Annotated in this window: 17 protein-coding genes; 6 read left to right on the top strand and 11 right to left on the bottom strand. The window is 41.9% G+C overall.

What is annotated here, in order from left to right; all coding sequences use genetic code 11:
- Positions 1-36: 36 nt before the first annotated feature.
- Positions 37-495: an Lrp/AsnC family transcriptional regulator gene (locus tag J2X77_RS00475; RefSeq protein ID WP_370877880.1), complete on the top strand. Its 459-nt coding sequence runs from the start codon at positions 37-39 to the stop codon at positions 493-495.
- A gap of 76 nt (positions 496-571) precedes the next feature.
- Here J2X77_RS00475 and J2X77_RS00470 read toward each other — a convergent pair whose 3' ends face one another.
- From J2X77_RS00470 to yihA, 3 genes are all read right to left on the bottom strand, one after another.
- Positions 572-2,248, bottom strand: coding sequence for a PNGase F N-terminal domain-containing protein (locus J2X77_RS00470; RefSeq protein ID WP_310078512.1), 1,677 nt, complete (start codon positions 2,246-2,248; stop codon positions 572-574).
- Between the two features lie 80 nt (positions 2,249-2,328).
- The gene (locus J2X77_RS00465) at positions 2,329-3,183 is read right to left on the bottom strand and encodes a UbiA-like polyprenyltransferase (RefSeq protein ID WP_310078511.1); all 855 of its coding nucleotides are present in this window, start codon (positions 3,181-3,183) and stop codon (positions 2,329-2,331) included.
- A gap of 6 nt (positions 3,184-3,189) precedes the next feature.
- Positions 3,190-3,831, bottom strand: a complete 642-nt coding sequence (gene yihA, locus J2X77_RS00460) for a ribosome biogenesis GTP-binding protein YihA/YsxC (RefSeq protein ID WP_209575637.1) — start codon at positions 3,829-3,831, stop codon at positions 3,190-3,192.
- 367 nt (positions 3,832-4,198) lie between these two features.
- Here yihA and J2X77_RS00455 point away from each other — a divergent pair, with 367 nt between their 5' ends.
- The gene (locus J2X77_RS00455) at positions 4,199-5,134 is read left to right on the top strand and encodes an ABC transporter ATP-binding protein (RefSeq protein ID WP_310078510.1); all 936 of its coding nucleotides are present in this window, start codon (positions 4,199-4,201) and stop codon (positions 5,132-5,134) included.
- Positions 5,127-6,452: an ABC transporter permease gene (locus J2X77_RS00450; protein WP_209575641.1), complete on the top strand. Its 1,326-nt coding sequence runs from the start codon at positions 5,127-5,129 to the stop codon at positions 6,450-6,452. The genes J2X77_RS00455 and J2X77_RS00450 overlap by 8 nt, the downstream gene beginning before the upstream one ends.
- Positions 6,453-6,603: 151 nt before the next feature.
- Here the strand turns inward: J2X77_RS00450 and J2X77_RS00445 are convergent, their stop codons facing one another.
- A complete protein-coding gene (locus J2X77_RS00445; RefSeq protein WP_209575643.1) occupies positions 6,604-7,131 on the bottom strand; it encodes an Mpo1-like protein in 528 nt (175 codons plus the stop codon).
- Between the two features lie 141 nt (positions 7,132-7,272).
- Between J2X77_RS00445 and J2X77_RS00440 the strand changes: the two genes are divergently transcribed.
- A complete protein-coding gene (locus J2X77_RS00440) occupies positions 7,273-7,923 on the top strand; it encodes an HAD-IA family hydrolase (protein ID WP_209575645.1) in 651 nt (216 codons plus the stop codon).
- Between the two features lie 57 nt (positions 7,924-7,980).
- On the opposite strand, the gene rny is transcribed toward J2X77_RS00440, so the two are convergent.
- From rny to pheT, 4 genes are all read right to left on the bottom strand, one after another.
- On the bottom strand, positions 7,981-9,534 hold the full coding sequence (rny, locus tag J2X77_RS00435; protein WP_209575647.1) for a ribonuclease Y: 1,554 nt from the start codon (positions 9,532-9,534) through the stop codon (positions 7,981-7,983).
- Positions 9,535-9,901: 367 nt separating this feature from the next.
- The gene (locus tag J2X77_RS00430; protein WP_046675831.1) at positions 9,902-10,192 is read right to left on the bottom strand and encodes a cell division protein ZapA; all 291 of its coding nucleotides are present in this window, start codon (positions 10,190-10,192) and stop codon (positions 9,902-9,904) included.
- Between the two features lie 58 nt (positions 10,193-10,250).
- Positions 10,251-10,556: a hypothetical protein gene (locus J2X77_RS00425; RefSeq protein ID WP_209575649.1), complete on the bottom strand. Its 306-nt coding sequence runs from the start codon at positions 10,554-10,556 to the stop codon at positions 10,251-10,253.
- Positions 10,557-10,596: 40 nt separating this feature from the next.
- Positions 10,597-12,993, bottom strand: coding sequence for a phenylalanine--tRNA ligase subunit beta (pheT, locus tag J2X77_RS00420; protein WP_209575651.1), 2,397 nt, complete (start codon positions 12,991-12,993; stop codon positions 10,597-10,599).
- A 196-nt stretch (positions 12,994-13,189) separates the two neighbouring features.
- Here pheT and purL point away from each other — a divergent pair, with 196 nt between their 5' ends.
- Positions 13,190-16,921 (top strand): phosphoribosylformylglycinamidine synthase, encoded by a 3,732-nt coding sequence (gene purL / locus J2X77_RS00415; RefSeq protein WP_209575653.1) that lies wholly within the window; start codon positions 13,190-13,192, stop codon positions 16,919-16,921.
- A gap of 60 nt (positions 16,922-16,981) precedes the next feature.
- Here purL and J2X77_RS00410 read toward each other — a convergent pair whose 3' ends face one another.
- Positions 16,982-17,896, bottom strand: coding sequence for an AEC family transporter (locus J2X77_RS00410; protein ID WP_209575655.1), 915 nt, complete (start codon positions 17,894-17,896; stop codon positions 16,982-16,984).
- Between the two features lie 107 nt (positions 17,897-18,003).
- Between J2X77_RS00410 and J2X77_RS00405 the strand changes: the two genes are divergently transcribed.
- A complete protein-coding gene (locus J2X77_RS00405; RefSeq protein ID WP_209575658.1) occupies positions 18,004-18,837 on the top strand; it encodes an AraC family transcriptional regulator in 834 nt (277 codons plus the stop codon).
- A gap of 54 nt (positions 18,838-18,891) precedes the next feature.
- Here the strand turns inward: J2X77_RS00405 and J2X77_RS00400 are convergent, their stop codons facing one another.
- Together J2X77_RS00400 and J2X77_RS00395 are read right to left on the bottom strand one after the other, a co-directional pair.
- Complete coding sequence (locus J2X77_RS00400) at positions 18,892-21,225, bottom strand: mechanosensitive ion channel domain-containing protein (RefSeq protein WP_310078509.1); 2,334 nt, start codon at positions 21,223-21,225, stop codon at positions 18,892-18,894.
- A 119-nt stretch (positions 21,226-21,344) separates the two neighbouring features.
- Positions 21,345-22,748 carry a radical SAM protein gene (locus J2X77_RS00395; RefSeq protein WP_310078508.1) on the bottom strand — a complete coding sequence of 468 codons (1,404 nt, stop codon included), beginning with the start codon at positions 22,746-22,748 and terminating at the stop codon, positions 21,345-21,347.
- Positions 22,749-22,753: the final 5 nt, after the last annotated feature.

The following is a 22,753-nucleotide window of genomic DNA, read 5'->3' as shown; positions in this document are numbered from 1 at the left end:
GTGTATTTTTACAGCAGTACCGAAAATATTCAGATTATGGAATTAGATGAAATCGATGTAAAATTATTACGTCTCCTACAGCAGGATGCATCACTGAGCAACAAAGCGCTATCTTTTGAACTCAATAAATCTATTGCAGCCGTTCACGAACGCGTTCGAAAGCTCAAGCGTTTAGGCTATATTAAGAAAACAGTGGCTATTTTAGACCGTCATAAGATAGGTATTGGGCTGATTTCATTTTCTCAGGTCTTTCTTAAAGCACATACATTTGAAGTGTTGAATGAATTCGAAAAAGAAGTAGCTAAATTTCCCGAGGTGATGGAATGCTACCAAATGGCGGGTTCTTACGACTTTATGTTGCGTATTGCCACCAAAGATATGGATGCCTATCATATTTTTTTGCGACATCGTCTGGCCGTATTACCTCAAGTGAACACCGTACAGACCTACTTTGTATTATCGGAAACTAAAAGCGAGACCGCTTATCCTCTTTAACGCACGTAATAAAAATGAGGCAATATCGCTGTCATGTATCATCATACGGTTGCACATGACAGCGATGAAAAAATGATTAATCGAATAGCAAGGTACCCGTTACATTCCAGCTGCTAAAACTTGTTCCTTCAGGAGCTCCTTGTGGAATCTGTACCTGCATCGTATAGTCACCAGCTTTTAAATCACCCAAGTCGATGTAGATGGGCGGTGTGACAGTACCAGGACACCAATTGGAACGGCTCAGATCAGAGGACGACAAACCGGTAGCGAAATTGCCTGAAGCTGGATTAAACAACCGATAAGACCCGCAGTCGCTGCGCCAAGGTGTATATTTGAAGAGTAATGAATCGTTGAGGAAAATACGGTTTTCCTTAGGCACAAATTCATCACCTTTACCCCAGCCGCCATGCCCTGTGGTAATGTAACGTAATTGCACATTTTTAGCGTCTTGGTCCAAATGAAAAGATACTTTCAAACCCTTCTCCTTGTCAAACATAGATCCATACTCCTGCCCCCCCATTTCCATGACATTGGTCGTCGTAAATAAAGACATCACCTTTTTCAGATTGCCCTGTGAGGCGGCATCGAAGCCGGGATGTATCGTCAACTCAACACTCACTTCATGACCCTCTTTATCAAAATTACCAATAAAGGTACCCACATAAACCTCCTGTCCGCTCAGCATGCCTGCTAATTCAGAAACATCTTGACGGTACAGCACCGAGTCCTGCCAAACTTTACCCTTTAACTGAAGGTAGTTAAATTGCTTAACACCAAAGGGTGTAAAGAAACGCATCAATTCCACAATAGGTTCAAAGGAAGGTGTTTTCACAACACCTTGATAGGTCTTACCATTTCCATTCTCATACTTCGGCAGTGTGCCCATGCCATTTTTCATCCCATCCAAAAAGTGCTGCGCCTTATTGGTCGGGATAATAAAAACTGACCCGGTGCGATCGTAAGCGTCACCTTTGGATTGTTCCACCAACTGTACAAATACATTGTCACCGCTCTTTATTTTTGGAATTTTCACTTTTTTAACAATAACTGTCCCATGAGCAAAACGCAAGATAGAATCTGACCTGACATCATCAGCGAAACGTACGCGTTCCTTTCTAAAAATCGGTATTTGAACAAAACGATTCTTCCAGATGAGATCCTTATAGGTGAGCTCATCATAAAGTTGCTCATTTCCTGTTAACCTCAGTTGCTCAGGAAGAGCCTTTACCTTTTCTACCTTGGTTGCAAAGGTGCGCGTGTTCCCGTTGCGGATCACTTCAAGTACCAAACCAAGATCCTGACCCAGTTCCGTAGGCGCAGCCTTTATTCCCAATTTGTCGGTATACCAAACTTCTATTTTATTAGAGTTGATACTCGTTTCCACTTTTTTACAGGGGTAGCCTAAGATTGTTTTAGTCTCGTTGGTTGCATTAAACTGCTGCTTTCCAAGTGCAAGAGCATCTTTTGTCAGGATGATTGATCCGTCTTTGAGTTTAGCAATTTTAAGTAGGGAATTGCCCGCATCACGCTGCACTAAAACACGTTCGTAGGGTGCCGCCAACTGTCCCTTCATTTCTTTCTCTGAACTTACAAACGTCTCTTTCTCGTTTGCATAAACCAGAATGGCATTCTGATTAGCAGCTGCATTTCCATTGAAACTTTGGTTATATTGAATTACATAGGCCGGCAGCTTTTGTGCCCGTGAGGTTAATGATACACCTAAAATAGCGGCAAAAAGGAAATTTTTCTTCATTTCATCTATATGGGTTTAGATGCAAAAATAAGAAAGGCTTTAGGAAATCCTAAAGCCTTTCTTATTTTATGCTAAAACGTTTATTTAATCAGCCAAATATCCAAGAGGTAAAACAGAGCAAAGAGTACCGAGGCATAGCCGTTAGTGGTCATAAAATCACGGTTGACCCGGCTTAAATCTGTTGAAGAAAACAAGGTATGCTGGTAGATGAGCAGTGCGGCGTAAAAGATCACCCCTAAATAATAAATCCAGCCTACGGGCATCAAAAATGCCGGTATTAAGATAAAGATAAAGGACAATACGTGCAGGCATTCAGAAACGCGCATGGCACCTTTCGTCCCTAACCAAACCGGTATAGAATTGAGCTGATTTTCCCGATCAAACGCTTCATCCTGCAAAGCATATATAATATCAAATCCACTCACCCAGGTCAGCACTGCAAAGCCGTAGAGCACGGGTACTGTTGCAAACTGCCCGGTAATCACCATATAGGCGCCTATTGGCGCCAATCCCAGTCCAGCCCCCAAAACAAGGTGACATAAGGGTGTTATACGCTTCGTATAAGAATAGAAAAGTACCACAAAAAGTGCTACCGGCGACAGCATAAAACAAAGAGAATTGATAAAATACGTCGCGCCTATAAAAATGAGGCTATTTACAATCGTAAAAACCAATGCATTACTCGCTGAAATCTTTCCTGCAGGAATATCACGCATGGCTGTCCTCGGATTTATCGCATCAATATCTCTATCCAGATAGCGATTGAATGCCATAGCGGCATTACGAGCCGTTACCATGCATACAAGCATCAGCACTAATAATTTCCACGAAAAAGCATACTCCGTTGTATGCAGAGCTAAAAAAAAACCTATAAAGGCAAATGGCAATGCGAATACACTGTGGGCAAATAAAACTAAAGACAAATATTTTTTCATCCGAACTTAAAATCTAGGCTGAAACTGTTCGTTTCCATCCAGCTCAGGGCGAACAAATCGGCTGTTAACTTCAGCAATAGTATCCAAAATAGGCTCATGCCCCATTTTCTTTTCCGCCGAGGTAAGGAAAATCTGTGGTACCTCTTCAAACCATTGTAGCAATGATTTTTTAAACTTCGCAACATTAGCATCAGATTTGACAGCCGATTGCTTGTCGGCTTTTGTAAAAACCAACATAAAAGGCAACCCGCATTCTCCGAGCCAATAGCAGAAATCCAGGTCGATCTTTTGTGGTTCAAGCCGGCTATCCACCAACACGAAAACGCATTGCAAATTATCCCGGTGAGTAAGGTATCTGCGGATGAACTTTTCCCATTCATTACGACTTGTCTTTGAGGCTTTGGCAAAACCATATCCTGGCAAATCCACCAAATACCACGTGTCGTCGATGATAAAATGATTGATCAACTGGGTCTTACCTGGCTTTTGAGAGGTTTTGGCAAGTCCTTTTTTGTTGGTCATCGCATTAATCAATGATGATTTACCGACATTCGAACGTCCGATAAAAGCATACTCCGGCAAAGTTGGTGCTGGTAATTTGTCAACTCTCGTGTTACTACACACGAATTCGGCTTTTTTCACTTCCATGGAGCAAAGGTACGTTAAATCAATCCCTTTGACAAGATTTGTGCAGCTTCTATTCCATAAAAAAGCTTTATGTCCCATTTTATAAGATGAGGATCAAAATGTGCGCAATTATTTCTAACTTTCCATTCTAGCAACTGTCAAAATGAGTACGCCAGCGCTGAAGCTGCCCTATAGTTGGTAGAATATTTGCCATCATGCCAATACCAGAAGCCGTTGCACCAGTACGATTGAAATAGCACTCAAAACAAATTTTTCAGCGGTGCTGTAACAATTCACTGGTAAATGATACTAACCTATCAATAGACAGCAGTCATTGAGCGATAGAATAGCTTTAACAAACTCAACATAAAAATTAAACCTTCAATAGATGTTACTCGAAATCAATCATGTTACTAAAGATTACGCCAATCACCGGGCATTGGACGATGTTTCCATTCAAATTCCCAAGGGGAAAATTTTTGGATTACTAGGGCCGAACGGTGCCGGAAAAACGTCCCTAATCCGTATTATCAACCAAATTACAGCCCCCGATTTTGGCGAAATCTTGTTTAATGGCGAGATTTTAGGACCTAAGCACATTGCTCAAATCGGCTATTTACCAGAAGAGCGCGGGTTATACAAAAAAATGAAAATTGGCGATCAAATGCTGTATTTGGCACAGCTGAAAGGGCTTTCCAAGAAAGAAGCACTACAGCGCATTCAAGATTGGTGCGAACGCTTAGACATCACATCCTGGTGGGACAAAAAAATAGAAGACCTCAGTAAGGGAATGCAGCAGAAAGTACAATTTGTTGCTACAGTCATCCATCAACCGCAATTGATCATCCTGGATGAACCCTTTTCGGGATTCGACCCTGTCAATGCCAATATCATAAAAGAGCAGATTCTCCGTTTGAATCAAGAAGGTGCAACCATCATCTTCTCTACACACCGAATGGAAACCGTTGAAGAACTCTGTGATAATATTGCGCTGATCAACCGATCAAAGAAAATATTGGATGGTGCTGTACAAGCCATTAAAAAAGAATACCGTAATCAAACCTATAAACTAGAATATACAACAACCGAAGATAATTTTCTTCTATCCCATAACACCCAGTTTGAAGTCATCGAGACAAAAATGATAGATAAAACATACATCACTACAATTCAGCTAAATAACAATATCCATATCAATGAAGTGTTAATGCATTTAATACCGCAGATACAGCTCAATCAACTGATAGAAATCGTCCCTTCCATGGCCGATATTTTCATTCAAAAAGTTACCCAAGCCTCACCTATAGCCAACAATCATGCATAAAATATTACTTATTATCCAAAGAGAGTACCTGTCTAGAGTCAAGAAAAAATCCTTTATTGTCATGACCTTTGCCGTGCCACTGTTTTTCTTCGCCCTATATGCAGGCATGTTTTATCTCACCAAAAAGAGCTTTAAAGATTCGCACACCCAAGTCTTTGTCTTAGATGAACAAGGCGACTTTGCAAGCAAACTCCAAAGTAATAAAAACGTAAGTTATACAGTTAGCACACTAGGTCTCCAAGCACAAAAAGCACAGCTTGCCAAAAGTGAAGCAAAACAGTCGATTCTTTATATTCCCAAAGACATTTTATCCAGCCAAAAAGCGGAGCTTATTACGAGTGGAAAGACCAGTTTTGTCACACAGGAGATCATTACTGAGCAACTAGAAGAAATCATCCGTGAAAAGGAGTACAAAGCCAAGGGGATCGACCTAACTATCATCCAATCGATTAAACCCAAAGTGGCCATTGATGCCAAAGAAATAACAGCCGACGGTGAAGAAAAGAACAGCAATACCGCCATCGCAATGGGGCTGGGCGTTGCTTTGGCCATCTTAGTATATCTATCATTATTTCTATATGGAGCGCAGGTAATGCGGGGCATTATCGAAGAGAAAAGCAGTCGCATTATCGAAGTTATTATTTCCTCTGTCAAACCCTTTCAGCTCATGATGGGCAAAATTGTCGGGATCGGTATGGTTGGCCTGACACAATTTGTCATGTGGCTGTTGCTTACGGGTGGCCTATTTATTACCGCAACGATCTTATTCGTCAATCCTCAGGACATGCAGGAAGTAGCAGCGAGCCAGCCTGCTGGAGGTAACATGAGCACGGTATCAAAAGCAATGGCGCAAAATGGATCAGCCGCCATCCTTAGTTCAATACAAAGCTTCAACTTTACCGAAGTTATCATTTTCTTCTTTCTATTTTTTATCGCTGGTTATCTATTGTACAGTGCAATTTTCGCAGCCGCCGGTTCTGCTGTCGATAATGAAACCGAAGCCAATCAATTCTCCATGCCCATTACCATGCCGTTGTTATTAACGTACATCCTTTCTTTCGGCGTTATTATCAATGACCCCAATGGTCCAATTGCAACGTGGTTGAGCTTTATTCCGTTCACCTCACCTATTGCCATGCTGGTACGCATACCTTTCGGTGTCCCTTTGTGGCAGATCCTCACTTCATTGGCGCTCCTCATAGTAACCTTCCTATTGGTAACCTGGGTTGCTGCACGGATCTACCGCGTAGGCATCCTGATCTATGGTAAGAAGGCAAATCTTAAGGAAATTATCAAATGGTTTAATTACAAAAGTTAGCTGCGGACAGCAGCAGCTAAATCGCGATAAATGCGATACAGGCATCGCCAAAGCCCAAAAAGCCAAATTGCAAGCAATTTGGCTTTTTTGATAGTTTCGCGCATTAGGTTTTAATCCTATTGCGCAAGATCAGCACCTCAGGATCGTTCAACTAGTATCTTAATTTCAATTTTTTAAATACAAAATGCCAAAGCCAAATCGGTCCAACCAATAGAAATTGGAGAAACTGCTGCCCGGTTATATCCCTTTTCTCCTTCCCCTTTCCGAGAAATAAGGCTATAATAGAAATTAGTGCGATGCCAAGACACACCCAAATGACCGCTGGTCCACCATCCCGCTGCACATGCTCCAATTGTACGATAAAGTAGCTCATAGCCCCTATTGTGAATAATATCGCATACGATAAGGTTGCCGACAGCTTTAAATAATAATAAATGACAATAGCAATGAAGAAAGAGCCCCAGTTTAAAAAAGTATGCCAATTAAGTTTAACCAGGAACTCGAATTGCGGAAATGGAATCATCCAGATCGCACCCATGATACCAAAAAATAATAACGGTAAAAAGATGGCCTGAATCAGACGGTTGGTCGGATCCTGAAAATTAGCATCCAGCTCCGCAAAATACTTGTCTACGGGGCGTAAAGGTTCGGCTTCTTGCACTTTCTTCTTTTGTTTCATTTGGCAAATTTAACAAATATTGCGCATGCCTTACCCCTGTACACTAATAATATTCGCTATTTTTAGGTCTGCCATAAGTCATTAAATACTTTCGTGCCCTACAGACTCGCTTACTCCTATACTATTCCGTAATATTGCAGTATGAAGTCTTACAAACATATCTTATTCGATCTTGACGGAACACTCACCGACCCCGCAGAAGGTATCACCAAATGTATTGCTTATGCGCTGGAATCGAAAGGAATCCAGACAGCAGACCTCAACAGTCTCAAACCGTTGATCGGCCCGCCGCTTAAAGATTCCTTTATGCATACTTTTGGGTTTGAGGAAAACGAAGCGATCAGCTGTGTCGACAAATATCGGGAACGCTTTTCAACAATAGGATTATATGAGAATATACTGTTCGATCGGATACCCGAACTTTTGGAACAGCTAAAATCAAAAGATTACCACGTCTACCTAGCCACATCGAAACCTGAAATATTCGCCCGAAAAATATTGAGTCATTTTGCAATCGATCAATATTTTGATTTTGCAGGCGGAAGTGCTTTGGATGATTCCAGACCGACAAAGACAAGCGTCATACAATATGTGATGGAAAACAGTGCGCTTTCCAATCCCCAGCACTGCATCATGATCGGCGATCGTAAACATGACCTGATTGGCGCCCGTGAGACGGGAATGGATGCGATCGGAGTGCTGTATGGATATGGTAGCCGGATGGAACTCGAACAGGAGTCGCCCGCCTACTTGTTGCATAGCATAACAGATTTAATTGAATTTTTCGGATAATAAAAAAGCTCCAATCAGCAGATTGGAGCTTTTTTATTCGTGTTGCGCTTGACTGGTCTATTTTGCGTAAGACACCGATCTCGTCTCGCGGATAACAGTTACTTTAATTTGTCCCGGATAAGTCATTTCCGTTTGGATACGGTTGGAAATATCCGCTGCCAATATTTCCGATTGCGCATCAGATACTCTCTCACTTTCCACGATCACACGAAGCTCACGTCCAGCTTGTATCGCAAAAGTTTTTTCAACACCAGGGTAAGATAGCGCCAGATCTTCCAGCTCTTTCAGCCGCTTAATATAGCTTTCTACCACCTCGCGGCGTGCACCCGGGCGTGCCCCAGAAATCGCATCACAGGCCTGAACGATCGGAGATATTAAGGCGGTCATTTCGATTTCATCGTGGTGAGCGCCGATGGCATTACATACATCAGGATGTTCTTTGTATTTCTCAGCAAGTTGCATCCCCAAAATAGCGTGTGGCAACTCAGGATTATCATCAGGCACTTTACCGATATCATGCAGTAAACCTGCGCGCTTTGCGTGCTTAACATTCAGTCCAAGCTCTGCAGCCATTGTTGCCGCAAAATTAGCCACTTCACGAGAGTGTTGTAAAAGATTCTGTCCGTAAGACGAACGGTAACGCATACGTCCTACCATACGGATCAATTCGGGGTGCAAACCATGTATTCCCAAATCAATCGCTGTACGTTCGCCAATTTCGACGATCTCATCTTCAATTTGTGTCCGTGTTTTTGCGACCACTTCTTCAATTCGGGCTGGGTGAATACGACCGTCGGTTACCAAACGGTGTAAAGCCAGACGCGCAATTTCGCGGCGTACCGGATCAAAACCAGAGAGGATAATGGCTTCGGGGGTATCATCTACGATGATTTCAACTCCTGTTGCAGCTTCCAGCGCACGAATATTACGCCCCTCGCGACCAATAATACGGCCTTTGATTTCGTCGTTTTCGATATTGAAAATTGAAACGGTATTTTCGATTGCCGATTCAGTAGCGGTCCGTTGGATCGTTTGGATTACAACCTTTTTAGCCTCTTTAGTCGCCGTCAGTTTTGCCTCATCCACTATATCCTTGATTTGAATCATTGCTTGTGAACGTGCTTCTTCACGTAAAGAATCTACCAATTGATTTCTTGCTTCGTCGGCAGTTACGCCAGCGATGCTCTCCAGTTGCTTAATCTGTTGTAATTTTAAGGACTCTACTTCTTCGGATTTCTTTTCATTCAACTCAACCAACTTATCCAATTGCTTTTTCTTTGTATCCACCTCTTGCTTATCGCGGTTGATGTTTTCCAGTTTTTGGTTAATTGACTGCTCTTTTTGTCTCAACGTATTTTCCTTTTGGTTGATGGCATTGTTACGTTGGTTGACTTCCTTTTCATGTTCAGATTTTAATTGAAGGAACTTCTCTTTAGCCTCCAACAGGCGTTTCTTTTTGATGAGTTCCCCTTCCTGCTCTGCATCTTTCAGTATGCTATTTACCTTATCTTTGGCTTCCTGTTCTTGTTTTTTAAACAACAGAACCAATAGATAACGACCTATAACAACACCAACAATCAGAGAAATTATGCTATAAATTGCGATGTCCATGTATGTATAATTGTATTATTTATGTTTGTTTTTATTAATTATATCCTAATTTGTGTTTCAATTCTCCTAAAATCATCAATTGCCCTTTTCAATCCGTAAGGTTGATGTAGCCAATAGACTACGAGCTCCATGCGCTCCGGAGGATTTCATGACAAAAAAAAACCGCAATTAAATTTAAACAGGTATCATGTATTATTAAACTTCGAGATTACATAATTAGGCTTAGATTGTGACCCAGATGGCTTTCGCAAAATGGCCTATATCTTTTTGCGCCTGTAATATTGAAGCGTTAAGTTTAAAATAGTGACAACCCGAATTTAATTGCGGCAAATTCGTCGTTTAAGCTCTAAATACAAAGAACGTAAATTTATTTTTTAAAGAAATCCGTCAACAACTGATCAAGTTCCTGTACTGAATTTTCCAAGCCCACTTCGTGGTTTTGGGACTGTCGCTCGGCATTGAGCATACGCGTCGCAAATTGCAATACACACATGGACAACAAATCCTGCTTATCTCGCACAGTATAGTTTTCCTGCAATTCCTTTACTTTTTCATTTATCAATTTCGCAGCATGTCGAATTACTTCCTCTTCCGCGCTCTCCACACGAAGCGGGTAAACACGATCTGCGATATTTATTTTTATGGAAATCTCTCCCATTTCTTTGAGCTTTTTAACGTTGTATTCGTTTGAATGAATCCGACTTCACGTATCCTTACTACTTCAGCAAACTAATACACTTGTCTATTTCCCGCACAAAATCGTTAATTTTTTGTTTTGTGTCAAGTATTTTTTCATTAATTGCATCTTTATCCGTTTCTGAATCTAAAGTACGGGCCACTGCCAGTGCTTTAACCTTCTCTTCCAACTGCTTGCTCTTATCGTTGCTCGCATCGAAAGCTACTTTTAAAGATTGTACCTCTAATTTAAGCAAATCATTTTCTTCTTGCAAGACTTCGCACAATTGAATTAAATTTTTCGTTTTCTCAACGATCAGATTCATTTGTGAAGACAATGTTGCCATATTATAAATTGAATATTACCAATTAATGTTGTATCTCGCATTAACCACGCACTTCCGCGCCTAGTTCCTTCTCAAAATTAACAATTAATTTTTGAACTATCGCATCAATTTGCTTATCATTGAGTGTTTTTTCTTCATCCTGTAAGATAAAGCTCAGAGCATAAGACTTTTTCCCTTCCGGAATTTTGTCACCTTTATACACATCAAACACATTTACATGCTTTAAAAGCTTGCGTTCGGTCTTCTGAGCAACAAATTGTAGCTTATCAAAACTCACATTCTCATCAATCAAAAGTGACAAATCTCGACGTACAGCAGGGAATTTAGAAACTTCCTTATATTGAATACTATTTTTACGGATTATTTTCATTAAAACATCCCAATCAAAGTCAGCAAAGAACACCTGCCCCTCTACATCGGCTTTTTTCAAATCGCGCTGGGCTACCGCACCAAAAGAAACCAGACATTTCTGGCCTTTCATATAGTTTAAGCCATACGCAAAATGCGCACTCGATGTATCTTGTATTTGAACACCTTCTATTTTCAGCCGTTTGACAAGGGTATCTACGGCTGCTTTGAGATGATAGAAATTGACCGCATCTTTCTTGCTATTCCATTGCTCTGGCTCATTTTTGCCTGCCATCGCAAAAACAAGGTGCTGTGTTTCTTTATAACCTTCACCATCCAATGCATAGGTCTTACCGAACTCAAAGAATTTTAGATCAAAATTTCTGCGCTTCTGGTTATATTCAATCGCATTCAACATCGAAAAAACCATATTTTGACGCATCGTGTCCAAATCCGAACTCAATGGATTATACAACTTAACCGCTGTATCGCTATCATCAACATAATCTAGCTTCGTCAATGAATTAGATAGGATCTCACGAAATCCATTGGCGATGAGCAGATCGGCCAATTGATTTAAGACAACTTCCTTATCCGGCTTTTCAACCGTATTCAAAGAGGCCTTAATTTGCGACTTCAACGCAATATTATTATAGCCATAAATCCGTAATACCTCTTCGACAACATCCACTTCACGTGTTACGTCAACACGATAAGCAGGTACCAGCACATCAAGGCCCTCTTCCGTTTCAGCAGCTACCTCAATGCCAAGTGCAACAATAATGGATTTAATTTCTTGCGTTGGAATCTCCTGTCCGATCAAACGAATCACGTTTGCATAGCTGACGTGGAACGAAAACGGTTTGATCTCGACGGGGTACTCATCTTTGAGCGTCGATGAAATTGTTCCACCCGCGATTTCCTGAATCAATAATGCCGCACGTTTCAACGCCTCAACCGTAATATTCGGATCAGTACCGCGTTCGAAACGGAACGACGAATCCGTCTTTAGGCCATGCCTTTTAGCGGTCTTCCGTACAGAAACAGCATTGAAATATGCAGACTCCAAAAATATAGTCGTTGTTTCTGCACTCACACCCGAATATGCGCCGCCAAAAACACCGGCAATACACATCGGTTTTTCCGTATCCGCGATCACTAAATCCTCAGCAGATAAGATCCGTTCAACACCGTCAAGCGTAACAAATTTTTCACCTTCCGTCGCCTGGCGAACAAGAACTTTATTCCCTGCAATTTTATCGGCATCAAAAGCGTGAAGTGGCTGCCCTAAGTCGTGCAGGATATAATTCGTTACGTCGACGATAGTATTGATCGGACGTACACCGATCACGTTTAATTTCTCTTTCAACCAATCTGGAGATTCGCCAACGCGAACACCAGTAATATTAATACCGCTGTAACGCGGGCAGGCCTGCGCATCTGCCACGACGACTGTCGTTCCCTCAGCCTCTCCGGCCTCGAATGCAGAAACATCTGCCTTTAAAACTTGCGTACGGAAATGTGCAGCAATGTCCCTGGCAACCCCCAAATGCGAAGCTGCGTCTGCACGATTTGGTGTTAAACCAATTTCGTAACGGTAATCATCCTGAACATTGAAGTGTTCTTTCACCAAAGTTCCTACAGCCACTTCAGCCGGCAACTCCACAATTCCTGCATGGGATGTACCTAAACCAATTTCATCTTCCCCGCACAACATACCTTCGGAAACTTCGCCACGAATTTTGGATTTAGTTATTTTAAAAGGCTCCCCTGTCAATGGATGACACGTAGTACCTACCGTCGCAACAATAACTTTCAAGCCTGTACGGCAGTTTGGAGCGCCACACACAATGTGCAACAAGTCCGGCCCACCGACATCAACCGTAGTTACGCGCAATTTATCTGCGTTAGGATGCTGTTCACAAGTTTTCACTTCACCAACCACCAAGCCATCTAATCCACCGGGGATACTCTGTACAACGTCCAAAGCCTCTACTTCCAATCCTGTATTTGTCAAGATTAAAGAGAGTTCTTCCGGAGTTGAATCTATATTAACATGTTGTTTTAACCAATTATATGAAATATTCATCTCGAATTTGATTTGATCCACAAACTTAGATAAATTTGCGTTTATATCCAACGTCAATTTACCGTTAAACGAATTTATAACCCGACGTAACAGGGGAAATATACACCTATTTTTTAATCAAAATTCAATCATTTCCACCAAAATAATATGTAACTTTGTGCTTTAATTTGAAGAACGTTCAAAACAAACATTTATAATGATTCATTTCTTTGAGAACCCATCGAACACTATATATGGTGTTCAAAGCGTAAACTCTTTATCACAAGAAGACATTACTAAACTCAACTGGCTATTCGGCAACGCCAAAAAACTAGACGACCAAAACCTTAACCATTACTTTGTAGGACCCCGTGCTGCGATGGTTACTCCTTGGAGTACCAATGCTGTAGAAATCACACAGAACATGGGTATTGACGGCATTGTTCGCATTGAAGAATTTCAGCCGGTGTCAGAAGATTTCAATGACTTCGATCCAATGATTTCCCAAAAATTCAGCATGCTGACGCAGGATATGTATACTGTTAACATCACGCCAGAACCGATAGTGGAAATCGAAGACATCGATGCCTACAATAAAGCTGAAGGACTAGCGCTCAATGCAGAAGAGGTTGATTACCTTAATCAACTTTCGGCCAAGTTAGGTCGCTTGCTCACAGATTCTGAAGTATTCGCCTTTTCACAAGCCAATTCAGAACACTGTAGACATAAGATTTTCAATGGTACCTTTATCATTGATGGCGAAGAACAACCGACTTCCCTGTTTAAAATGATCAAAAAGACGTCTGAGACCAATCCCAACGAGATTGTTTCGGCGTATAAAGATAACGTTGCTTTTGTTAAAGGTCCACGTGTGACACAATTTGCCCCTAAATCTGCCGACAAACCTGATTTTTACGAAGAAAAACCTTTTGATTCGGTTTTATCTGTTAAAGCTGAAACGCATAATTTCCCAACTACAGTAGAGCCATTTTCTGGTGCAGCAACAGGATCGGGTGGCGAAATCCGGGATCGTATGGCGGGCGGCCAAGGTGCAATTCCATTGGCGGGTACAGCCGTATACATGACTGCTTATTCGCGATTGGAACAAAATAAATTGGATCTTCAGGCAGGAACTTTAACTGCGCCAGCAGAAGAACTCAACAAGACGCGTCCATGGGAAAATGCGATGCAAGAGCGTCAATGGTTGTACCAAACCCCAGTTGACATCCTGATCAAAGCATCCAATGGTGCTTCTGACTTCGGTAATAAGTTTGGTCAGCCCCTAATTACGGGTTCTGTATTGACCTTCGAGCATGAAGAGGATGGCCGTAAACTTGGTTACGACAAAGTCATTATGCAGGCCGGCGGAGTTGGCTATGGAAAACTGGATCAAGCGAAAAAACATACACCGAAAACCGGTGATAAAGTCGTTATCCTGGGTGGTGAAAATTACCGCATCGGAATGGGTGGAGCTGCTGTATCTTCTGCAGACACAGGGGCATTTGGTTCTGGAATTGAGCTCAATGCCATTCAGCGTTCCAATCCCGAAATGCAAAAACGTGCAGCGAATGCTGTTCGTGGATTAGTGGAGTCTGATCATAACCCCATTGTCTCTATCCACGATCATGGTGCAGGTGGCCACTTAAACTGCTTATCTGAACTTGTTGAAGAGACCGGCGGTTTAATTGATCTGGATGCACTTCCTGTAGGCGACCCGACACTATCCGCAAAAGAAATTATCGGTAATGAATCGCAAGAACGTATGGGGCTTGTGATCGCTAAAGATGATATTGACACCTTAAAACGTGTTGCCGATCGCGAACGTGCACCAATGTACACCGTAGGTGATGTTACTGGCGACCACCGCTTTACTTTCGAATCAAAAAGTACGGGTGAAAAACCAATGGATTATGCGCTCGAAGATTTCTTTGGCTCATCGCCAAAAACTTTTATGCGCGATAAAACCGTAGTTCGTAACTACGCTGACCTTGCTTATGATGCAGCCAACATTCCAAGCTACTTAAACCAAGTATTGCAATTGGAAGCTGTTGCTTCCAAAGATTGGTTAACCAATAAAGTAGACCGTTGTGTTGGAGGCCGTGTTGCCAAACAACAATGTGCTGGTCCATTGCAATTGCCGTTGAACAACGTCGGAGTGATGGCACTTGACTATAAAGGTAAAGAAGGTATCGCGACAACAATAGGTCACTCCCCTATTGCTGCCTTAGTGGATCCCGCTGCGGCAAGCCGAACGGCTATTGCCGAATCGCTTTCCAATATTGTATTTGCTCCGATCAAAAATGGCCTTGCAGGAATCTCCCTATCGGCCAACTGGATGTGGGCAGCCAATAATGAAGGTGAAGACGCCCGCTTATACCAAGCTGTTAAAGCCTGCTCGGAATTTGCCATCGCATTGGGAATTAATATCCCGACGGGAAAAGATTCCTTGTCCATGAAGCAAAAATATCCAAACGGCGAAAACGTCATTGCTCCAGGCACATTGATCATTTCTGCCGCCGGAAATTGTACGGATATCACCAAAGTGGTTGAACCTGTACTGAATAAAACGGCTGGATCGATCTATTACATCAACTTATCAAAAGATCAGTTCAAATTAGGCGGTTCGTCATTTGCACAAATCATCAATAAATTAGGTACTCAAGTACCGACCATTCAGGATCCTGCTTATTTTAAAACAGCTTTTAATACCGTACAGCAATTAATTCAAGAAGGACAGATCGAAGCTGGTCACGACGTCGGATCGGGTGGCTTGATTACCACCTTATTGGAAATGACCTTTGCTGACACCAACCTTGCTGCCAACTATGACCTTTCGGCGTTAAATGAATCGGATACCGTAAAAGCGTTTTTTAATGAAAATATCGCACTGGTATTGCAAGCGAAAGACGATGCGGCCTTCGAAGCCAGTATGCAGGATGCAGGTGTTGATGCTGTAAAAATTGGCCAGGTGATCGAAGGAAATACGGTAACAGTTAAAAATCAAGAGGCTTCTTTTAGCTTTGATGTCGCAGCGACCCGTGATGTATGGTTTACGACATCATTCCTTTTGGATTCAAAGCAATCTAAAAATGGAACGGCACAACAACGCTTTGACAACTATAAAAACCAGCCTTTAACTTTTTCTTTCCCAAGCCAATTCAATGGTAAGAAACCAGTGATCGACAGTACTAAGGTACGTCCAAAAGCTGCCATTCTTCGTGAAAAAGGTTCGAATTCAGAACGTGAAATGGCTAATGCCATGTTTTTGGCCGGCTTTGACGTGAAGGATGTCCACATGACAGATTTGATAACTGGACGGGAGACATTGGAGGATATACAGTTTATCGGTGCAGTAGGTGGTTTCTCTAACTCCGATGTACTTGGATCAGCAAAAGGCTGGGCCGGAGCCTTCCTCTACAATGAGAAAGCGAAAAAAGCGCTAACAGATTTCTTTGCTCGCCCAGACACACTCTCTGTTGGTATATGCAACGGTTGCCAATTATTTATGGAACTCGAAATGATCAATCCTGAGCACGAAGTACATGGAAAAATGCTGCACAACACTTCAGGAAAACATGAGTCAAACTTCGTTTCCGTAAAAGTGCAAGAGAACAATTCTGTGATGTTATCGACGTTAGCCGGAAGTACTTTGGGTGTCTGGATCTCACATGGTGAGGGAAAATTCAACCTTCCATATGCTGAAGACCAATACAATATTGTCGCAAAATATGGATATGAACACTATCCGCACAACCCAAATGGTTCAGATTATAATACCGCAATGATCTGTGATAAAACCGGTCGCCACTTGGCTACTATGCCACATATCGAACGCTCGATTTTCCAATGGCATTGGGCAAATTACCCGAAAGGACGCCAAGATGAAGTTTCTCCTTGGATTGAAGCATTTGTCAATGCGCGCCAATGGATTGACACACATAGCAAATAGTAAAAAGAAAAAACTCCTTCCATACATGAAGGAGTTTTTTCTTTTTATGCACCTTATCAATTAGGGAAACAATATCCGAATGGCAAAGTCCCAGCATAAGGTGGTCAGCAATCCGGCGACGATACTAAAGCCAATGACCAGGTTGACCAGTTTCGTATTTAAATGATATTGCTCGGCAATAATACCTGAAGTTACCAAAGTTGGCATGGCTGCTTCAAAAATGCTGATCCTTGCAATGGAACCCTTTACACCCAACAATAAAGCAAATATACAGACAAGCAGGGGTGCTAAAATCAGTTTATAGATCATTGCTGTGCTAATTTGCGAGGCCTGCTGCTTCCAGCCATCAAACTTAAGCTGCAACCCAATAGAGAATAGTGCCAAAGGTCCCACTGTGGCAACGAGCTTATCGAAAAAAGGCTCGGCAACGGACAGATCAACAAATTGAGATAGCAGCAATGCGGCAGTGCAACCGATTAAAGGCGGAAAGCTAAGCAGCTTTCGCAGCATAAATTTCACATCAATTGTCTCGCCCTCATGTACATTCGCTTTCAGCGCATTGATAATTCCTGCTGTGGAGAGCAGAATAAAGGTCGTTTGGTCGCAAATAATCGCTATGGGTAAGTGTGCCTCACCAAAATAAGCAATAATCAGCGGGAAACCGATAAAAGAAGTGTTACTATATCCCGCCGCCAATTCCAAACTGCTGCGCGAACGTTGCTTATAATTTTTACGTTTACAGTATAACTCCATAAATAACCAGCTACCTGCCCAAACGAGTATGGCCGAAAATACAGGAAACAGCAATTGCGAAGACCATACGATCTTTGGAATATATTTAAAAGATACTGCTGGCAGTGCAAAATAAAGAATCCAGGTATTGATGCCCTTATGTGCTTCGGAATGAATTAAATTTGTTCTCCGCAACAACATGCCGGCCGCGATGCAAAATGCAATCATTATAAAATTGACCATGTTTTATACCGTTTTATCCGACACAAAGGTGCAATAGTACAACAGGCAAAAACATGTATAAATACATTATTTTTATGTATATTTAGGGATGTACAAACCGAAAAGTAATGCGTAAAAAACAGTTTGAACCGCTACGGATCAGTGAATTTGTTGAGAATAGCTTTCACCTGCCACCGCATCAGCAGAATTACTATGAGCTCGTTTATATTCGTTCGGGTAGAGGAACACATGTGATTAACAAATTTGAACTGAATTATGAACGTGGCGATATCTTCTTGATTAGTCCAGCAGACATGCATTATTTTAAAATTGAGAAAAAGACACATTTCTTATTTATTTTGTTTACAGACGGCTATTTCCTGCAGAACAAACGGAACCAAAAGCTCTATTCCTGGATCATGGAGCTGATGAACGATAAAGGCCTCAAGGAGCGCAAATTGAATATTGGCGAACATTATCGTCTGATTTTTTCCCATGTGCTGGAAGCTGTCCGACTATATGCTGATATGGCGATCAGTCAGCATGCTGATTGGCTATTTGACCAACTCGTTGCCATATTTGGGCTTTATAAAGAGATATCGGAGGCACAGCGTTTGCCCCAGCAGCCTGAATTATATATTGATCGATCAATTTCGGCCTACATCCATCGCTATATCTTTTCACCCGAAAAACTCAAAGTCAGTATCCTGGCTCAGAAATTCAATATCGCTCCATCCTATTTTGGTATCTATTTTAAGAAAAACTTTGGCACGAGCTTAAGGTCATATATCAATACCTACCGGATCGAACTCATCGAAAACCGACTGAAATCCAAGGCTTACACACTGAAGCAAATTGCTGCAGAACTCGGATTTACAGACGAGAGCCATCTTTCACATTTCTACAAACGTGCCAAAGGATTCAGTCCGTTATACTACCGAACGCAGCTGATTAAATTGTAAGCCTTTACAGCACACGATTAAATACATCCGTCAATAGAAAGTCAATGGATTGGATTAGCTTTTGGGCGGCATGACACTGTAGAACTTCAAACCCTCGGCTTCAAACTTTTTGTATAATATAAGTAATACATCATTTTTAAAGGCTGAGGTATTGGCCGCAAAGTTTACCCAGCCGGACACGCTCAGATAAATCATCTCTTCACTGATATCCTGTATACTGATGCCGCTATCTCTATCTTTGATAAAATGGGCGCTACTTTCCATCGCGTCCTTAATCCACTGTTTAGCTTGATCCAAATCTGCTTTCCGATCGATGTGGAGGACAAAACTTGTCTTGCTGTATTCTTGGGATAACGTCCAGTTGACAACCCTTCCTGAAAGCAAATCACCATTTGGAATAATAACATCAGCCCCATCGCCCGTTTTTAAAACGCTGGCACGTATACCGATTTCTTTAACACGTCCTTTTTTATCGGCAAGCTCAATTTGATCCCCCACCCGAAACGGCTTGTCGAAAACCAAAATAATACCTGACACAAAATTATTGATGATATTCTGCATCCCCAGACCGATACCAACACTCAGCGCTCCAATCACAACGGTCAGTTTATCCAAACTCATGCCCAATGCAGAAACCGCCATAAAAAAACCAATCAGAATAATTGCCAACCGAAATAGTGGAAATAGCGTCATCTTCTGATTATAGGCCTGGCTAAGTTGGCCGTCTTCGCCTCCAAGTACGATTAAACTGATATTTTTTTGAAACCACTGCGCCACCAAAAGCAGTAAGATAGCCACTACAAGATTACCCAGTGTGAACGATATACTACCAATACTGCGCACTTTACCAAAAAAGACTTCACTAACGGCCAGTAATGTTTCAATAAACTGCAGATTATTGGCCAGCACGATGATTACTAAAAGTATACAAACGACCCGAAGAAACTGGGTGATGATCCCCAATGTGCGCTGCTCATTGAACCGCATCCAGAACCCCAACGTGAGGCGATCTTTTTTAAACTGATTACGCACATCAGCCTTAATCATGTCTGCGAAATATTGCAATGTAAACGACTGCACCAAACCGACGGCACACGCTATACTGAAACTCCGAGAGTGCTCGACATGACCAATGACATTCAATGTTATTGCCGTAATATTTAAAATAGCGAAAATGACATAGATAAAATTGCTGATGTATCCCGGACTTTGCGCATTTTTTATGCGTCGTTTTGTATAACTGACGAGCCCAAGGGCAATCAGATTAAAAACAATGCAAATGATCCTCGGGAAGAGATCGTCACTTACGATTATATTGACAAAAATATCAAGTACATAGAATACAATGAGAATAATGGCTATTTTACGCTGCCCCCCCGTCATACGATGTCTTAGTAAAAACATAAAGATCAACATGATGATCAACTGGGAAGCCTGCAAAATAAAACTCGGCGTAAAGAAGTTTACAAAAGGCAATAAAGTCAGTAGAAAAATGATTGTCTTCCCGACAATAGCGTCAATAGCAAATTGATGTTCAGGATCATGTTGTCTTAGAATATAGGACACCCGTGCTATCCAATAGCAATATCCCAAGCCCAGTATAATGAGCAGGATACGGCTTGCCCAGTCTGTCCGATTGACGTATTTGTCGATCGATTTATTATTACTGTAATTTGTACGGATATTATTGAGTAGCACATCCTTTGAAATTGCTATCGTATTCGCTTTCCAGATTGAACGCTTACCTGCTACGGTATCTACCTTCTTACTATCGCTTTTTAACTCATGTACGTCGTCTAACCGAACCAAATGCCGTTGATTCTTTAAGATCAGTTCATCGATGGTCCGATTGATCAGCTCTAGGGAGTCCATCTTAGCCGCAAGTTTAGCCTGCGCGTTATCGAGGTACTGGTATGCACGGCTATGGTTGTTAGCATTGATATCGTATTGGCTGATCAGGCGTCTGATTTGATCTTGCGTACCGTTGAGGCTGTTTGAATAATTACTGATGCTCCCTTTAATGGACTTAAGCTGTCGGATCTCTTCCTGAATACTATTTTTTATTGCAGCAATACTATCTTTCGCTGATCCCGCATTTGTGCCCAAATAAGCGTTGGACTTTTCATTCAATTGCGCAACAAATTCGGCTAGCGACGATGTGCGGATGTTGGATAAAAAAGTCAGATTAACCTTCTTCAGGTCATTCCGCAAAGAATCGTTTCCGACACGGGTTGAATCGGAACTGGCCCGTCTATCCAGGTTGGCATGTGACGTCCGATCAATGCTCGAAGTTCTTCTTACTTGAACTGAATCTTGCGCAGAGACCTGCAACTGGAAAGCCAAAAGGCTGACAACAAAAACTAAATGCTTAAAAATCCCCAATTTCATACTGCTTATTTTATTATCCTTTTTTCCGCTCCGATCTACAAGCCGAGTCCCCCCAACCAGCTAGAAAATCCAGAAAAGGACCGGCGTTCCTTTTTTCGACAAAAATAGCTTATATAACACTAAAATCGAATAGCGTCCGATAATTTAAGTTCTTCCAGACGCTTCAATTTATCATCACGATAAAATAAATTCATTGTTTCAAATGGAATTATCTTCAAATCTTTATTGACAATATGCACACAGGACTTTTTAACAGCGCGAACGTCAAAGTCGTAAGCATCCATAAAATTCATGATGATGATGCGAAAAAGGTTGTCGTAATCGAGGTCGGCAGCACAAACCTCCGGCAGACAGCAAAGCAGCTGATTAACTTTTGGTTTGACGCTGTCTACGGAAATTCCCGTACTAAAAATATCCAGCAACTGCATCTGTACCCCCTTGTCCTGCTCATAGACAATGGTGTTGCGGGATTGATTATTCAACAGCAAAGCGGGATCAATATGTCGGGTTAACGGTATCCGTTCATCTCCTATCTTCAAGATATAGCCCATAGCCAACGCATCTGGATTACAGGGTACAGGGATAATATCATGAGGATCCAACAATGAACACTGATTCAGTATTTCTTGGCGTACTTCAGTAAGCGTCATTTTATGATGGTACGCATCGGTCGCATTTCTACCCGCAATTTCCACCGGCTGGAAAGTTACCCCCCTAACGCATTGCTGCTTCAATGCAAAGTCCAATATATCGCCAATTTCATCGTCATTAGCCCCTCTCTCCAGCACCACCACCAGTGTTGTACTCAAATTCAAAGCATTTAATTTGTCAATAGCCTTTTTTCGAATAGCTGTCAAATCCTTGCCCCGAAACTTTTCGAGCACCGATGGGCGAAAAGAATCAAACTGGAGATAGATTTCAAATTCGGGCGCATAAGTGGCGAGTTGCTCCGCAAAACCGGGATCATTGGCAATCCGGATCCCATTCGTATTGAGCATCAGATGCTTGATGGGTTTCGTTTTTGCGATATCTAAAATCTTAAAAAAATCAGGGTGAATGGTTGGTTCGCCGCCGCTGATCTGAACGACATCGGGTTCACCTTCACTTTCGACGATTTTATCCAACATCAGCTCAATCTCTTGCAGTGACCGATGCCGCCCATAGTGGGGCGAAGACATCGCGTAACAGGTTGGACAGGTCAAATTACACCGGTCGGTCACCTCGATGATCGAGAGACAACTGTGCTGTTCATGATCGATGCATAGACCACAATCATAGGGACAACCATAGTGAACCTGATGATCGAATTTTAAAGGAGTCTCCGAAGCCTTATTATAATTTCGAATGTTTTTATAATAGTCCACATCGGTAGCAATCAGCGTTTTGAAAAATCCGTGCTCGGGACAGGTTTTTGTCATGAACACCTGCTCATTTTCAATAATGATTTTTGCGCCAACACGCGAAAGACATGTTGGACAGAGACTGATGGTATAGTCGTAATAGGTGTAGTTTCTAACGGGCATAAAGA

The organism is Sphingobacterium sp. 2149, from assembly GCF_031455655.1.
In the GTDB taxonomy this organism is placed as follows: Bacteria; Bacteroidota; Bacteroidia; order Sphingobacteriales; family Sphingobacteriaceae; genus Sphingobacterium.
Note: the sequence above shows the minus strand (reverse complement) of the source record. Positions and strands in the feature narration are given on the sequence as shown.